The organism is Streptomyces sp. 4F14, from assembly GCF_048159485.1.
Classification (GTDB): Bacteria; Actinomycetota; Actinomycetes; order Streptomycetales; family Streptomycetaceae; genus Streptomyces.
The window spans coordinates 254,762-269,347 of record NZ_JBLRVY010000010.1 but is presented as its reverse complement, the minus strand read 5'-3'; the positions used below and the strand labels follow the sequence as shown (position 1 = coordinate 269,347).

Here is a 14,586-nt window from a genome sequence, read left to right as displayed (position 1 = left end):
ACCGATCGGCACGCGCCCCCCCTTTCACACCCCGCTCAGCCTCCGGTCAGCCCGCCCAGCCCCGTCGTGCTGCCCTCCGACGTGCTGCCGTTGGAGGTCCCCCCGTCGGAGGTGCTCCCGTTGGTCGTACCGGACGACGTCCCCGTGCTCCCCTGGTTCGTGGAACCCGTCGAGGTGTCGCCCCCGGTCGTCGGGTCCGCCGACTCGGACGAGTCGTTGTCCGTCGGCGTCGGCGTCGGAGTGGGCGTCGGTGTCGGGGTCGGCGTGGGCGTCGGGGTGGACGGGTCCGTGTAGTCCCCGCTGCCCCCGGACGTCGTGCTGTTGTCCGTGGACCCCTCGCTGGAGTCGTCGGACTCGGTCTCGCTCGGCGAGGGCGACGAGGAGTCCGAGCTGGTGGAGGAGGAGACGGTCGGCGTCGGGGTGGGATCCGTGCCGCCGCCCTTGCCGCCGGTGTTGTTGAGCGCGATGGCGACGCCCGCCGCGATGGCGATGATCGCCAGGACCGCGAGGATCCACAGCTTCCCGCGCCCGCTGCCCTGGTTGCCGTGGCCCTCGAAACCGCCGTCGTCGCCGGAGCCGTACCCCTGGGGCAGGATCGGCTGGGGGATCTGCGAGGTCGCGCCGCCGTGGCCGCCCTGCGGCATCATCGTCGTGCTGGAGTAGCCGCCGGGGGACGGGTGCGCGGCGATCGGCGCGGTGACCGGGCCGGTGTTCCAGGTGCCGGTGTGCGCGCCCTGGTCGTACAGCATCTGGAGCCCGTACTGGACGAGCCCGCGCATCTCCTCCGCCGTCTGGAACCGGTCGTCCGGCTCCTTGGCGAGCGCGCGCATCGCGAGCCCGTCGAGCTCCGGCGGGGAGGCGCCGCCGGACGCCTGCGAGGGGGGTACGGGGATGTCCTGGACGTGCTGGTAGACCACCGAGAGGGGGGTCTCGCCGACGAACGGGGGCCGCAGCGCGAGGAGTTCGTACAGCATGCAGCCGGTGGCGTACAGGTCGGAGCGGTGGTCGACGGCCTTGCCGAGCGCCTGTTCGGGGGAGAGGTACTGAGGCGTCCCCATGACCATGCCGGTCTGCGTCATCGTCGTGGACGCGCCGTGCAGCGCGCGGGCGATGCCGAAGTCCATGACCTTGACGGCGCCGTTGTGCGTGATGATCACGTTCGCGGGCTTGATGTCGCGGTGCACGATGCCGTGCTGGTGCGAGTACGCGAGCGCTTCGAGGACCCCGGAGACGATGATCAGCGCCTGCTCGGGGCCCGGTGCCTCCGCGTTCATCAGCAGATCGCGGATCGTACGGCCCTCGACGATCTCCATGACGATGTACGGCACGGCCTGGCCGTTCGCCATCACGTCCTCGCCGGAGTCGTACACGGCGACGATGGAGTGGTGGTTCAGGCCGGCCACCGACTGGGCCTCGCGCGTGAAGCGGGCCTTGGACGTCGGGTCCTCGGCGAGGTCGGAGCGCAGCAGCTTGACGGCGACCATCCGGCCGAGGCGTACGTCCTCGGCGGCGAACACCTCCGCCATGCCGCCGCGGCCGAGTCTGCGCGTGAGCCGGTAACGTCCGTCACCGACCAGGCCGCCGTTGCCCCACTGTTCCGGCGCGTCCGACATACCGCCGTCAGTCGCCTCGGGGTCGGACGGGCCCTGAGAGCGCTGCTGCTGTGCCATCAGTCCTCGCCGTCGTTTCTGCCCGCGGTGCGCGCGGTGTTGTCACGGTCTCCGTCGGCCACGCTACAGCCTCCCGCCGGGCCCCCGATCCGGGAAGGCCCCTGCGAGCGGCCCTCCCGGACGTGTGCTCGTGCACATTCCGTGTACCGCGGATGCGGACGCTGTGACGCTCGCGCGGTGTTTCTTTCGCGTACGGTCACGGAACGGGCACCGAGCTTGACGTGTGAGGGGCCTGAGGCAGACTTGGCCGGGATTGACGCATGGGATCAATGGTCTCGGTCACTACGAACGCGGTGGCGACGGCCTGACGGGGGAAGCGCACACATGAGTCACGACGGCGCAGAGGGCCGGTTCACGGGGCAGTCGCTCGCCGGCGGACGCTACCAGGTACGCGGGCTGCTGGGCGAGGGCGGCATGGCCTCCGTGCACCTCGCCTACGACACCGTCCTCGACCGGCAGGTCGCGGTCAAGACGCTGCACTCCCAGCTCGGCCGCGAGGAGGCGTTCCGGGAGCGGTTCCGGCGCGAGGCGCAGGCCGTGGCCAAGCTCACCCACACCAACATCGTCTCCGTCTTCGACACCGGCGAGGACCTCAGCGGCGGCGAGACGACGCCGTACATCGTCATGGAGTTCGTCGAGGGCCAGCCCCTCGGCTCCGTCCTCGACGCGGACGTACGGCAGCACGGCGCGATGCCCGCCGACAAGGCGCTCCAGATCACCGCGGACGTCCTCGCGGCGCTCGACATCAGCCATGAGATGGGGCTCGTCCACCGCGACATCAAGCCCGGCAACGTGATGATGACCAAGCGCGGGGTCGTCAAGGTCATGGACTTCGGCATCGCGCGGGCCATGCAGTCCGGGGTGACGTCGATGACGCAGACCGGGATGGTCGTCGGGACGCCGCAGTACCTCTCCCCCGAGCAGGCCCTCGGCCGCGCCGTGGACGCGCGCTCCGACCTCTACTCCGTCGGCATCATGCTGTTCCAGCTCGTCACCGGGCGCCTGCCCTTCGACGCGGACTCGCCGCTGGCCATCGCCTACGCGCACGTCCAGGAGGAGCCGCCGCGCGCCTCCTCCATCAACCGTTCGCTGCCGCCGGCCGTCGACGCGCTCATCGCCCGCGCGCTGAAGAAGAACCCCAACGAACGCTTCCCGAACGCCGTCGCCATGCGCGACGAGTGCCTGCGCGTCGCCGCGTCCTTCCAGGTCGCGCCGCCCAGCATCGTGCCGGGGCAGCCCGCGAGCAGCGGACAGGGCGTCGGTTCCGCGGTGTTCCCGCCGGTGGGCGGCCCTACGACGCCCAGTACACCGGCTCCCGGCCCGTACGGCGCCCAGCCCGGCCCGTACGGTACGACGCCCCCGCCGGCCCCCTCGTACGGCTATCCGCAGCAGGGCTTCCCCACGCCCGCGCCCGCGTACGGCGCCCAGACGTACCCCATGAACGGCGGGCCCGCCACGCCCCCGCCCGCCCCCGTCCCCGGCGGGCGGCGCAGTACCCGGCCCGTCGTCATCGGGTCCGTCGTCGTCGCCGTCGTCGCCGTCAGCGCGCTCATCATCGCCATCTCCTTCAACGCCGGCAGCGGCCGCAAGGAGGAGAGCGGCAGCGATGTGACCGCGTCCGAGTCCTCGACGGCCGTCGCCGGGCACCGGGGGCCCGACACGACGAAGACCATCGAATCCACCGAGTGCTCCGAGCCCGAGGAGTCCTACAACGACCCCGACAAGATCCGGGTCCCCAACTTCAAGTTCAAGAACATCGACTCCGTCAAGGCGTGCCTCCAGGCGGCCGGCTGGCGTCCCAAGCTCGTCGACGTCGACGAGAACACCTTCGGCGAGGGGACGGTCATGAACCAGTTCCCGGCGGCGGACACGGACGTCGATCCCGACAACATGCCGGAGATCCAGCTCAACGTGTCGACGGGCAATCCGGCGTCCTGAACGACGCGGCGGTACGACGACGCCCCGGACGGTTGCTTCCGTCCGGGGCGTTCTCTGTTGCCGGCGTCGGCGTGATCTACAGGTAGGGACCGCCCGTGCGCGTCCCCGGGTGGCCCTCCTCGCCGCCCTCGTGGCCCACGCCCGGCGGCAGTGCCCGGCGCATCTGCTCCAGCTGCGCCCGCGCCGCCATCTGCTGGGCGAACAGGGTCGTCTGGATCCCGTGGAAGAGCCCTTCGAGCCAGCCCACGAGCTGGGCCTGAGCGATCCTCAGCTCCGCGTCGCTCGGCGTGGAGTCCTCGTTGAACGGCAGGGACAGCCGCTCCAGCTCCTCGACGAGTTCGGGGGCGAGCCCGTCCTCCAGCTCCTTCACGGAACTCGCGTGGATCTCCTTGAGGCGCACCCGGCTCGCCTCGTCGAGGGGAGCCGCCCGCACCTCCTCCAGCAACTGCTTGATCATGCTTCCGATCCGCATGACCTTCGCGGGCTGCTCGACCATCTCGGTCACGGGAACTTCCCGGCCCTCGTCGTCCACGTCGACCCCGCCGAGCGCCATGCCGTCCTGGCCCACGACCAGGATCTTCTGGGCGTTCTCCGGCGACCTTTCGTTCCTCGGCATCTCCATACCGCCATTCTCTCGCACCCACCCACTCCACCACCCGCCCACCCCCTCCGACTAGGGCGCTTCTGATGGATATCCGTGGGAGAAGGAGCGGAGTTCGGTGCGTGCTCTCGGGGTGCCGCGTGGAAGTCCTCGATGGGGGTCCCCCCGCTCAAGCGAAGTCGCGAGTAGGGGAAGAGGTACGTGGGCTTTCGCGCGGTGCCGCGAGTGGGGGTCCCCCCTGCTCAGAGAACTTGGGGGAGTGCCGAGCGTCGCGACGCCGCGGAGATCCATCAGAAGCGCCCTGACCCCCACCCACCCCGTCCCGAAATGCCACCCACCCCACACCGTGCCACCCTGACCCCACCACGCACAGCACCCGTGCAACTCCCCACAGCGAGGAGCCCCCGACCGTGACACCGCCCCCTCGGAGGGAGAGCCCGCCCTCACGCGCGATCAGGAGAGAGGGGCGGGGGAGGCCGGAAGGGCCGGCAGGGGGGTGGGCGAGGTCGGGGCGGCCGACAGGAGGGTGGGCGGGGCCGGGACGGCCGGCAGCGGGGTGGGGGCTGGGAGGGCCAGCAGGAGGGTGGGCGGGGCCGGGACGGTCAGCAGCGGGGTGGGAGCCGGGAGGGCCGGCAGCGGGGTGGGGGCCGGGGCGGTCGGCAGCAGGGTGGGCAGGGCCGGGACGGTCAGCAGCGGGGTGGGAGCCGGGACGGTCGGCAGCAGGGTGGGCAGGGCCGGAACGGCCAGCAGCAGGGTGGGAGCCGGGAGGGCCAGCAGCGGGGTGGGGGCCGGGGCGGTCGGCAGCAGGGTGGGCAGGGCCAGGACGGCCGACAGCAGGGAACGCGAGGCCGGGACGGTCGGCAGCGGGGCAGGTGAAGCCGGGGCAACCGCCAGGGGGGAGCTCGGCGAGGGGGCGAGCCACACCTGCGGGCACCTCGCCCGGAGCAGCGGACGCCCCGCCCGGAGCAACGGCGGCCAGGAACCCGGCAGGCCGCCGGGCCGCATCGCGGAGGAGCACCCCGGCGAAGACCACCTGCGGCAGAACACGAACACGTGCGCCGAGAGGGCTGCGCGCCGCGTGCCTCGCGGTGTGCGCGGCGCTCTGTCTGTACGGCGCCGGCGCGGCGAGCGCCCTGCCCCCACCCGGTACCTCCACGGCCCACCCCACCCCCGACCGCGCCGGAAGCCGCCCGGGAGAGGGCCGCGAACCTCCGGGCCGACCCCGCGCGCCGGATCCGGCCCCGCAGGAGAACGCCCGGCCGGAACCCCGGCCGGTCACCCCGTCGGTCTCCCCGCCGCCCACCACATCCGTCCCCCTGGAACCCGCCCGCCAGCCCCTCCGCCAGACCGTCCGCCGGGCAGACACCCCCACCTCGACGCTGCGGATCCTCCCCCTGGGCACCGGCCTGGTCCTGATCGGCCTGGGAATGGCCCTGGCACTGGTGGGCCTACGCCTCCGACGGAGCTGAACCCACCACCCCCTACCTACTGGGAAACCACCAACAGCACCTTCCCCACATGCCCGCTCTCCTCCACCACCTGATGCGCCCGCGCAGCCTCCCGCATCGGGATCTCGCGGTCCACGACCGGCTGGATGTGGCCGTCGGAGACGAGGGGCCAGACGTGCTCGCGGACCGCCGCCACGATCGCCGCCTTCTCCTCCAGCGGCCGGGCCCGCAGGGACGTCGCGCTGACGGCCGCCCGCTTCGCGAGCAACGTACCGATGTTCAGCTCGCCCTTGACCCCGCCCTGCATCCCGATGATCGCGAGGCGGCCGTTGACGGCGAGGGCCTGGACGTTGCGGTCGAGGTATTTCGCGCCCATGTTGTCGAGGATGACGTCGGCGCCGGCACCGGCCGTGGCGGCGCGGATCTCCTCGACGAAATCCTGCTCGCGGTAGTTGATCAGCACATCGGCGCCCAGCTCGGCGCACCGGCGCAGCTTCTCGGCCGTACCCGCGGTGACCGCGACCTTCGCGCCGACGGCCTTGCCGAGCTGGATGGCCATGGTCCCGATGCCGCTGGACCCCCCGTGGACGAGGAGGGTCTCGCCGGGCCGTAGATGGGAGATCATGAAAACGTTGGACCAGACGGTGCAGGCGACCTCGGGAAGCGCGGCGGCCCGCACGAGGCCGACGCCGCGCGGCACCGGCAGCAACTGCCCGGCGGGAACGGCGACTTTCTCGGCGTACCCCCCGCCCGCGAGCAGCGCGCACACCTCGTCCCCGACGTTCCACCCGGCGACTCCGGGCCCCACCTCGACGATCCGCCCGGAGCATTCGAGCCCGGGGTAGGGGGAGGCCCCGGGCGGCGGGTTGTAGAACCCCTGCCGCTGAAGGATGTCGGCCCGGTTGACGGCCCCGGCGACGACCTCGACGAGCACCTCCCCCTCCCCGGCCTCCGCATCCGCGACATCCGCCCAGACCAACGCCTCGGGCCCACCAGGTTCCGCAATAGTGATCGCACGCATGCCCCGACGCTACTCCTCGCACCCCGCCGCGCTCTTTCCCCCCGGCTTCTCCCCGGCCCGCACGATCGTCACGATCCGGTCGGTCAGCTCCAGCACGCCGACCGCCGGATCGTCGTACCCCAGCACCCGGTGCCCCCGCACGACGCTCACCACGAGATCCTCGGTCTCCCGGGGCGTCTTCCCGGTCTCCGCACGGGTCACCGGCCGCTCGACGATGTCCAGTCCGCTCCCCTGCCTCAACAGCCCCTCCATGATCACCCCGGCGGCGGGCGACAGCACGGACAACCCGAGCAACCGGCCGGCGGCACCCGCGCTGGTGATGACCTCGTCGGCCCCGGACTGCCGTAGCAGCGGCGCGTTCTCCTCCTCGCGGACGGCGGCGACGATCATCGCCCCCTGGTTGAGCTGGCGCGCGGTGAGGGCGACGAGGACGGCGGTGTCGTCGCGCTGCGTGGCGATGATGATCTTCCCCGCCTTGTGGACCTCCGCCCGCCGCAGCACATCGCTGCGAGTGGCGTCCCCCACGACCCCCTCGTACCCCTCCGCGGTGGCCGCGTCGATCACCTTGGCGCTCGGGTCGACCACCACGACCTGCTCCTTGCGCAGCCCGGACGCGCAGGCGGTCCGAATCGCGGAACGCCCCTTCGTACCGAATCCGACGACGACAGTGTGGTCACGCAAGGAGGGCCTCCGAGGTGCTCGGCGAAACGTAGACAACCATGGTGCCCACCGACCGGATCACCACCCCAGGGGGGCACGCGATGAAGGACCACCCACGCCAGCCGACGAAGCAGAGCAGACTCTCCCTGTTCCGCTCCCTGTGGTACCGGTCCCGCGCGGACAACCGCGACGACGCGGAGGCGAGCCGCGCGGTCACGATGCCGACGCGCAGCGGCGTCCCCCCGCTCCAGCAGGTGCTGAGGCGCCTGCTGCTGGCCCTGTTCGTGCTGGCCCTGACGACGTTCCTGGTCTACATCGACCGCGACGGCTACAACGACAACTCCGACGGCGCGGTGGACCTCCTGGACTCCGCGTACTACGCGACGGTCACCCTCTCGACGACGGGCTACGGCGACGTCACCCCGGTCAGCGACACGGCCCGCTTCATCAACATCGTCGTCATCACCCCGCTGCGGGTGGTCTTCCTGATCATCCTGGTCGGCACCACCCTGGAGGTCCTCACCGAGCGCACCCGCCAGCAGGTCCGCGTCCACCGCTGGCGCTCCCGCCTGGCCGACCACGTCGTGGTCGTCGGCTACGGCACGAAGGGCCGCCACGCGGCGGAGACCCTGGTCGGCCAGGGCATCGCGCGGGACAGGATCGTCATCGTGGACGTCCAGAAGAAGGGGGTCCTGACGGCCGCCGAGGACGGCCTCGTCGGGGTCCTGGGCGACGCGACGCGCTCGGAGACCCTCCTGAAGGCGGAGGTCCATACGGCCGCCCAGGTCATCGTCTGCCCCCAGCGCGACGACACGACGGCCCTGGTCACCCTCACGGCACGCCAGCTCAACCGCCGCGCCACGATCGTCGTCGCCGCCCGCGAGGACGAGAACGTGCCCCTGCTGAAGCAGAGCGGCGCCGACACGGTGATCACCAGCTCCAGTTCCGCGGGCCGCCTCCTCGGCGTCGCCATGGTCAGCCCGGTCGTCGCGGGGACCCTCGAAGACCTGATGACCCTGGGCAGCGGCCTGGACATCGTCGAACGCCCCGTCGCCCCCGAGGAGATCGGCAAACCCCCGCGCTCCTGCGCCGACCTGATCGTCGCGGTCGTCCGGGGCAAGAAGCTCCTGGACTACGCGGACCCCGGCCTCACGACGCTGGAACGGGGGGACCGGGTGGTCACGGTCAGCAGGGCAACGGTCGTCGAACCGGCGTGAGGGCAGCACGTTTCACGTGAAACACCCAGTTGGCGAGGTTTGGGTGTTTCACGTGAAACACCCAATGGGCGAGCTCGGAGCGTTTCACGTGAAACACTCGAATGCCTGTTTCACGTGAAACATCACTCCCACGGCAGGTCCAGCACCTCCACCTCGCCCCCCGCCCGCACCCCACCGGGCGGTACGACCGCCAGCGCGTCCGCCACCGCGATCCCCCGCAGCATCGCCGGTCCGTTGTAGTGCAGCGGTACGGCCCGGTCGCCCCGGACGACGACGGGGATCAACCGCGTGTCGTACGGGTGCCCGTGCACCGTCTCCTTCAACGGCAGCGCGTACGGCTCGGCGGCCCTGCGCTCGGACAGGGCCCGCAGGAGGGGTTCCGCGAGGGTGAGGAGCCCCGAGACGGCGGCCAGGGGGTTGCCGGGGAGCCCCACGAGGTGCTGGCCCTCCTTGATGCGGGCCAGCAGCATGGGGTGGCCCGGCCGGACCTGCACGCCGTCGACCAGCAGCTCGGCGCCGATCCTGGCGAGGACGGGGTGGACGTGGTCCACGGGGCCCCCGGCCGTCCCGCCGGTCGTCACGATCAGGTCGGCGCCGGACGACGTGACCGCCTCGTACAGGGCCTCCGCGTCGTCCCCCAGCCGTCGGACCGCCACGACCTCCGTGCCGAGCGCCCGCAGCCAGGGCGGGAGCATCGGGCCCAGCGCGTCCCGGATCAGGCCGTCGTGCGGGCGGCCCTCCGTCAGCAACTCGTCGCCCAGGACCAGGACTTCGGCGCGAGGTCGGGCGGTGACGGCGAGCGTGTCGTACCCGGCCGCCGCGGCGAGCCCCAGTACCGCCGGGGTCACGACCGCGCCCTCGGGCAGCAGCAGGTCCCCCGCCCTGCACTCCTGGCCCCTCGGGCGGATGTCCTGGCCGTGCTGGACGTCCCGCGTCGGGTGCAGGCGGCCCTTGTCGTCCGTCCGCCCGTGCTCGCTGCGCAGCACCGCCGTCGTGTCCGAGGGGATCCGCGCGCCCGTCGCGATCCGTACGGCTTCTCCGTCGGGGAGGCGTTCGGGGGCCGCCTGCCCCGCGAGCACTCCCTCGCCCCGGACGACCCAGGGGCCCGGGCCCGCTACCGCCCAGCCGTCCATCGCCGAGGTGTCGAAGGAGGGGAGGTCGGTGAGGGCGGCGAGAGGGGCGGCCAAGGGGAGGCCGAGGGCTCGGTCGAGGGGGGTGGAGAGGGGGGTGCGGCGAGCGGCTGCGAGGCGGCCCGCGCGGGCGGCGAGGGCTCGGGCTTGGGGCCAGGGGGTGGCGGGGGTGGAGTGGGGGTGGTGGCTGTGGGTGGCGGTGGAAGCTGTAGGGGTGGTGGGGGAGGCAGGAGAGGCGGGGTTCTCGGGGCTGCCGGTGTGCCGGGTGCCTCCGGCGTCACAGGGGCTTCCCGCACCTCCGGCATTGCCGGTGTCACCGACGGCGCCTCCCGTGCCTTCGGGGTTTCCAGTGCCACCGGCGTCCGTGGCGTTCCGCACGAGCGCGAGCACCTCCTCGACGTCGAGGTCCTCTTCCTGGCCGAGGCCCGTGCCGGGGCGGGTCATCCGGCGGCCGGGCCGGAGTCGGTGGGCTTGCCGTCGGTGGGCTTGCCGTCGGCCCCCTCGGCCTCCTCCGCCCAGCGCAGCGCCAGCGCCGTGGCCTTGCGGGTGGCCTCGGCGACGGCCTCCGCGCTGCCGTCCGTACGGCCCGCCGCGTAGCCGACGAGGAACGTCGTCAGTGGAGCGGCCGGCCGGGCCACGCCGTGCGCGGCGTCCCGGGCGAGGTCCAGCAGGGCCTTCGTATCGACGTCGAGGTCGATGCCCAGCTCGTCCTTGACTGCGGAGATCCATTCGTCCAACACGTGATCATGCTCCCTGATCCGGGCCCTGGCGGTGGCGATGTCGTCCCAGGTGTCGCAGTCGAAGGCGGCGACGGGGTCCGGGACATGGGCAAGTTCGAGTCCTGCGGTGAGCTTGCGCAGGGGAAGCCCGACAAGACCCCCCAGGGCGTCCAGCTCACGCCGCAGGGCGGACGCGCGGTAGACGGCGACGAGCGGTTGGTCGCGCCCGCCGGAGTCGACGAGGAGGACGCCGTCGAGTCGACGCGCACCACTACCGCCCGCACCGTCCAGCGCCGCCACCAGCCCCCGTACCGTCTCCGCCTCCAGGAACGGCAGGTCGGCTGAGAAGACCGCGACCCGGTCGGCCGTCGTGTGGCGCAGGCCCGCGTCGAGGGCGGCGACCGGGCCGCCGCCCGGCGGATCCTCGCGGGCCCAGACCACGGGGCGGGCCGTGGGGCGCGGGGCGGCCACCACGACCGTCGTCGCCGCGTCCGCGCACGCCCCGAGGACCCGGTCCAGCAGGGTGCGGCCCCCGATCCGGACGCCCGGCTTGTCCGCGCCGTCGAGGCGCCTCGCGCCGCCGCCCGCGAGGACGACCGCGTCGTAGGGGGACGGGTTCGAGGTCACCCCCCGAGTATGCGGGCCACGCCGATCACGCGGAACACACCGCCACGGGGACCGGCCGCCCCCTCACAGCGTGCGCAGCAGCACCGCCGGCTGTTCCACGCAGTCCGCCACGTACCGCAGGAACCCGCCCGCCGTGCCCCCGTCGCAGACACGGTGGTCGAAGGTGAGGGAGAGCTGGACGACCTGCCGGGCGGCGAGTTCGCCCTCGTGGACCCACGGTTTCGGGACGATGCGCCCGACGCCGAGCATCGCCGCCTCGGGGTGGTTGATGATCGGCGTGGAGCCGTCGACCCCGAACACGCCGTAGTTGTTCAACGTGAAGGTCCCGCCGCTCAGTTCGGCCGGTTTCAGCCCCCCGGTGCGCGCGGCCTCGGTGAGCCGGGCGAACTCCGCCGACAGCCCCTCGGCGTTGCGCGCGTGCGCGTCCCTGACGACCGGTACGACGAGCCCCCGGGGCGTCTGCGCGGCGAACCCGAGGTGCACGGCGTCGAGCACCACGACCTCCCGCGCCTCCGCGTCCACGCGCGAGTTCAGCTCGGGGAACCTGGCCAGCGCGGCCGTGCAGATCCGCGCGAGCAGCGCGAGGAGGGACACCTTGGGCGCACCCGCCCCGTTCATCGCCGTCCGCGCCCGCATCAGCTCCGTCGCGTCGGCGTCCACCCAGCACGTCGCGTCCGGGATCTCCCGCCGGCTCCGGGTGAGCTTGTCGGCGACGGTCCCGCGCAGCCCCTTGAGGGGGATCCGGGTCCCGCTGGAGGCAACGGGGGCCTCGTCGGCGTACGTATCAGCAGGCGCGACCGTCGTGCGCCCCTGCACCGCCGCGACGCGCAACGCGTCCTCCACGTCGGCCCGCAGGATCAGCCCCTCGGGGCCGGAGCCGGTCAGCTCGTGCAGGTCGAGGCCGCCTTGGCGGGCGAGGCGGCGGACGAGGGGGGAGATGACCGGTACGGGGCCGTCGCCCGCGTCCCCGTTCAGGCCGTTCACCCGCGTCGCGGCGCCGGAGGTCCTGCGCGTGGCTCCCGACGGCACCGGGGGCCGCACCCTGCGCCTGCGCGCGGGCGGCTCCGCCGTGCCGTAGCCCACCAGGACGTTGCCGGAGCCCTCGGCGGCGGGGGCGCTCGCGGAGCCCACCGCGCCGACCGTGTCCACCGTGCTCGCCGGGCCCACCGCGACCGTCAGCAGCGGTGCCCCGACCGGGAGTTCCGTGCCCTCCTCGCCGTAGCGGGCCGTGACGACGCCCGCGTACGGGCAGGGGACCTCCACCATCGCCTTGGCCGTCTCGACCTCGACGACGGGCTGGTCGACGGTGACGACGTCGCCGACCTGGACCATCCAGGTGACGATGAGGGCCTCGGTCAGGCCCTCACCGAGGTCGGGCAGCTTGAACTCCAACACCTGTGCCATCAGCTCTCGGCCTCCCACTGGAGACGCGCGACCGCGTCGAGGATCCGGTCGACACCGGGCAGGTGGTGCCGTTCCAGCATCGGCGGCGGGTAGGGGATGTCGAAGCCGCCCACGCGCAGGACGGGCGCCTCCAGGTGGTGGAAGCAGCGTTCCGTCACGCGCGCCGCGATCTCGCCGCCCGGCCCTCCGAAGGAGCCGGACTCGTGGACGACGACCGCCCGCCCCGTGCGCCGTACGGACGCGCAGACCGTGTCGTCGTCGAACGGCACCAGCGAGCGCAGATCGACCACCTCCAGGTCCCAGCCCTCCGCCTTCGCCGCCTCGGCCGCTTCGAGGCAGACGGGGAGCGAGGGCCCGTACGTGATCAGCGTGGCGCTCCCGCCCGGGCGCCGCACCGTCGCGCGTCCGATCGGTTCAACGGGCGACGGCTCCTCAGGGTTCCAGGTGTCCTTGGACCAGTACAGCCTTTTCGGCTCCAGGAAGACGACGGGGTCGTCGGAGGCGATGGCGGCGCGCAGCAGCCCGTACGCGTCGGCGACGGTCGCCGGGGTGACGACGTGCAGCCCCGGGGTGGCCGCGTAGTACGCCTCGGAGGAGTCGCTGTGGTGCTCGACGCCGCCGATGCCGCCGCCGTAGGGCACGCGGATGGTGATCGGCAGGGGCATCCGCCCGCGCGTGCGGTTGCGCATCTTCGCGACGTGGCTGGCGAGCTGCTCGAAGGACGGGTACGCGAACGCGTCGAACTGCATCTCGACGACCGGCCGCAGCCCGTACATCGCCATCCCGACGGCCGTCCCGAGGATGCCGGCCTCCGCGAGGGGCGTGTCGGTGCAGCGGTCCTCGCCGAACTCCTTCGCGAGGCCGTCGGTGACGCGGAAGACGCCGCCGAGGGTGCCGACGTCCTCGCCCATGACGTGGACGGTGGGGTCGGCGGCCATCGCGTCGCGCAGCGCGCGCGTGAGGGCCTGCGCGAAGGTGGCCGGTTTGACGGCGACGGTGCTCACGCCTCGGCCTCCAGCTCCGCGTGCAGCAGGGCCTGCTGCTCCCGCAGTTGGGGCGTGGGGGCGGCGTACACGTGCGCGAAGAGGTCGTCCGGGTCGAGGGCGGCGTCCTGGTTCATGCGCGCGCGCAGGTCGGCGGCCATGATCTCGGCGTCGTCGCGGACCCGCTGCGCGCGGGCCTCGTCGAGCAGCCCGCGCGCGGTGAGCTCGCGCTCGACGAGGGCGATCGGGTCGTGCTCGCGCCAGGCGGCGACCTCCGCGTCCTCCCGGTAGCGCGTCGCGTCGTCCGCGTTCGTGTGCGCGTCGAGGCGGTACGTCACCGCCTCGACCAGCGTCGGCCCGCCACCCGCGCGGGCGTGCCGTACGGCGTCGGTGAGCACCTCGTGCATCGCGAGGACGTCGTTCCCGTCGACCAGGCGGCCCGGCATGCCGTACCCGACCGCCTTGTGGGCCAGGGAGGGCGCCGCGGTCTGCTTGGCGAGGGGCACGGAGATCGCGAAGCCGTTGTTCTGGACCAGGAAGACGACCGGGGCCTGCCAGACGGCGGCGAAGTTCAGGGCCTCGTGGAAGTCGCCCTCGCTGGTGCCGCCGTCGCCGACCAGCGCGAGCGCGACGACGTCGTCGCCCTTGAGGCGGGCCGCGTGCGCGAGGCCCACCGCGTGCGGGAGCTGGGTGGCGAGCGGGGTGCACAGGGGGGCCACGCGGTGCGCGTACGGGTCGTAGCCGGTGTGCCAGTCGCCGCGCAGGAGCGTCAGCGCCTCGACGGGGTCCACGCCGCGTGCGACGACGGCGAGGGTGTCGCGGTAGCTCGGGAACAGCCAGTCGCGCTCCTCCAGCGCGAGCGCGGCAGCGACCTCGCACGCCTCCTGGCCGGTGCTGGACGGGTACACGGCGAGCCGTCCCTGCTTCGTCAGGGCCGTCGCCTGCGCGTTGTAGCGCCGCCCCCGCACCAGCTCGGCATGCAGCCTCAGCAGCAGCTCCGGGTCCACCGCCCTGTCCGTGCCGAGGACGCGGTACGGCTCGGCGTCCGGCAGCAGGGGCGCGGGGTCCATCCGGGGCTGCCAGGCGGGCGGCGGCGTGGGCCGGTACGCGCCTCGCTGCTCCATGACCGTCATGACGGCACCTCCTCGTGGGAGCGGCTACGGGAGGC

Annotated in this window: 12 protein-coding genes and 1 pseudogene; 3 read left to right on the top strand and 10 right to left on the bottom strand. The window is 73.1% G+C overall.

Annotation, left to right across the window (positions count from 1 at the left end; translation table 11 throughout):
- Window positions 1-35 precede the first annotated feature (35 nt).
- The gene (locus ACLZOT_RS19930; RefSeq protein ID WP_416970312.1) at window positions 36-1,670 is read right to left on the bottom strand and encodes a protein kinase domain-containing protein; all 1,635 of its coding nucleotides are present in this window, start codon (window positions 1,668-1,670) and stop codon (window positions 36-38) included.
- 324 nt (window positions 1,671-1,994) lie between these two features.
- On the opposite strand from ACLZOT_RS19930, the gene ACLZOT_RS19925 reads away from it, so the two are divergent.
- Window positions 1,995-3,608 (top strand): protein kinase domain-containing protein, encoded by a 1,614-nt coding sequence (locus ACLZOT_RS19925; protein ID WP_416970311.1) that lies wholly within the window; start codon window positions 1,995-1,997, stop codon window positions 3,606-3,608.
- 76 nt (window positions 3,609-3,684) lie between these two features.
- Here the strand turns inward: ACLZOT_RS19925 and ACLZOT_RS19920 are convergent, their stop codons facing one another.
- Together ACLZOT_RS19920 and ACLZOT_RS19915 are read right to left on the bottom strand one after the other, a co-directional pair.
- On the bottom strand, window positions 3,685-4,230 hold the full coding sequence (locus ACLZOT_RS19920) for a bacterial proteasome activator family protein (protein WP_416970310.1): 546 nt from the start codon (window positions 4,228-4,230) through the stop codon (window positions 3,685-3,687).
- Between the two features lie 432 nt (window positions 4,231-4,662).
- Window positions 4,663-5,133 carry a hypothetical protein gene (locus tag ACLZOT_RS19915; protein ID WP_416970309.1) on the bottom strand — a complete coding sequence of 157 codons (471 nt, stop codon included), beginning with the start codon at window positions 5,131-5,133 and terminating at the stop codon, window positions 4,663-4,665.
- A 164-nt stretch (window positions 5,134-5,297) separates the two neighbouring features.
- On the opposite strand from ACLZOT_RS19915, the gene ACLZOT_RS19910 reads away from it, so the two are divergent.
- Window positions 5,298-5,678, top strand: coding sequence for a hypothetical protein (locus tag ACLZOT_RS19910; protein ID WP_416970308.1), 381 nt, complete (start codon window positions 5,298-5,300; stop codon window positions 5,676-5,678).
- Between the two features lie 16 nt (window positions 5,679-5,694).
- Here the strand turns inward: ACLZOT_RS19910 and ACLZOT_RS19905 are convergent, their stop codons facing one another.
- Complete coding sequence (locus tag ACLZOT_RS19905) at window positions 5,695-6,678, bottom strand: NAD(P)H-quinone oxidoreductase (RefSeq protein WP_416970307.1); 984 nt, start codon at window positions 6,676-6,678, stop codon at window positions 5,695-5,697.
- A 9-nt stretch (window positions 6,679-6,687) separates the two neighbouring features.
- Window positions 6,688-7,368, bottom strand: a pseudogene (locus ACLZOT_RS19900) (potassium channel family protein); the annotation flags it as partial.
- Window positions 7,369-7,439: 71 nt separating this feature from the next.
- Here ACLZOT_RS19900 and ACLZOT_RS19895 point away from each other — a divergent pair.
- The gene (locus tag ACLZOT_RS19895; RefSeq protein WP_416970405.1) at window positions 7,440-8,555 is read left to right on the top strand and encodes a potassium channel family protein; all 1,116 of its coding nucleotides are present in this window, start codon (window positions 7,440-7,442) and stop codon (window positions 8,553-8,555) included.
- A 122-nt stretch (window positions 8,556-8,677) separates the two neighbouring features.
- Here ACLZOT_RS19895 and ACLZOT_RS19890 read toward each other — a convergent pair whose 3' ends face one another.
- The 5 genes from ACLZOT_RS19890 to pdhA form a co-directional block, all read right to left on the bottom strand.
- A complete protein-coding gene (locus ACLZOT_RS19890) occupies window positions 8,678-10,129 on the bottom strand; it encodes a molybdopterin molybdotransferase MoeA (RefSeq protein ID WP_416970306.1) in 1,452 nt (483 codons plus the stop codon).
- Window positions 10,126-11,031, bottom strand: coding sequence for a DUF6457 domain-containing protein (locus ACLZOT_RS19885; protein ID WP_416970305.1), 906 nt, complete (start codon window positions 11,029-11,031; stop codon window positions 10,126-10,128). Before ACLZOT_RS19885 ends, ACLZOT_RS19890 begins: the two co-directional genes overlap by 4 nt.
- A gap of 63 nt (window positions 11,032-11,094) precedes the next feature.
- Entirely contained in the window at window positions 11,095-12,435 is a 1,341-nt protein-coding gene (locus tag ACLZOT_RS19880; protein WP_416970304.1) for a dihydrolipoamide acetyltransferase family protein, read from the bottom strand.
- The gene (locus ACLZOT_RS19875) at window positions 12,435-13,439 is read right to left on the bottom strand and encodes an alpha-ketoacid dehydrogenase subunit beta (protein ID WP_416970303.1); all 1,005 of its coding nucleotides are present in this window, start codon (window positions 13,437-13,439) and stop codon (window positions 12,435-12,437) included. Before ACLZOT_RS19875 ends, ACLZOT_RS19880 begins: the two co-directional genes overlap by 1 nt.
- Window positions 13,436-14,551, bottom strand: a complete 1,116-nt coding sequence (gene pdhA, locus ACLZOT_RS19870; RefSeq protein ID WP_416970302.1) for a pyruvate dehydrogenase (acetyl-transferring) E1 component subunit alpha — start codon at window positions 14,549-14,551, stop codon at window positions 13,436-13,438. Before pdhA ends, ACLZOT_RS19875 begins: the two co-directional genes overlap by 4 nt.
- Window positions 14,552-14,586: the final 35 nt, after the last annotated feature.

Excerpts from the sequence above, each read along its gene's own strand:
- ACLZOT_RS19930 (WP_416970312.1), bottom strand. The coding sequence starts at position 1,670 with ATGGCACAGCAGCAGCGCTCTCAGGGCCCGTCCGACCCCGAGGCGACT.
- ACLZOT_RS19925 (WP_416970311.1), top strand. The coding sequence starts at position 1,995 with ATGAGTCACGACGGCGCAGAGGGCCGGTTCACGGGGCAGTCGCTCGCC.
- ACLZOT_RS19920 (WP_416970310.1), bottom strand. The coding sequence starts at position 4,230 with ATGGAGATGCCGAGGAACGAAAGGTCGCCGGAGAACGCCCAGAAGATC.
- ACLZOT_RS19905 (WP_416970307.1), bottom strand. The coding sequence starts at position 6,678 with ATGCGTGCGATCACTATTGCGGAACCTGGTGGGCCCGAGGCGTTGGTC.
- ACLZOT_RS19895 (WP_416970405.1), top strand. The coding sequence starts at position 7,440 with ATGAAGGACCACCCACGCCAGCCGACGAAGCAGAGCAGACTCTCCCTG.
- ACLZOT_RS19890 (WP_416970306.1), bottom strand. The coding sequence starts at position 10,129 with ATGACCCGCCCCGGCACGGGCCTCGGCCAGGAAGAGGACCTCGACGTC.
- ACLZOT_RS19880 (WP_416970304.1), bottom strand. The coding sequence starts at position 12,435 with ATGGCACAGGTGTTGGAGTTCAAGCTGCCCGACCTCGGTGAGGGCCTG.
- pdhA (WP_416970302.1), bottom strand. The coding sequence starts at position 14,551 with ATGACGGTCATGGAGCAGCGAGGCGCGTACCGGCCCACGCCGCCGCCC.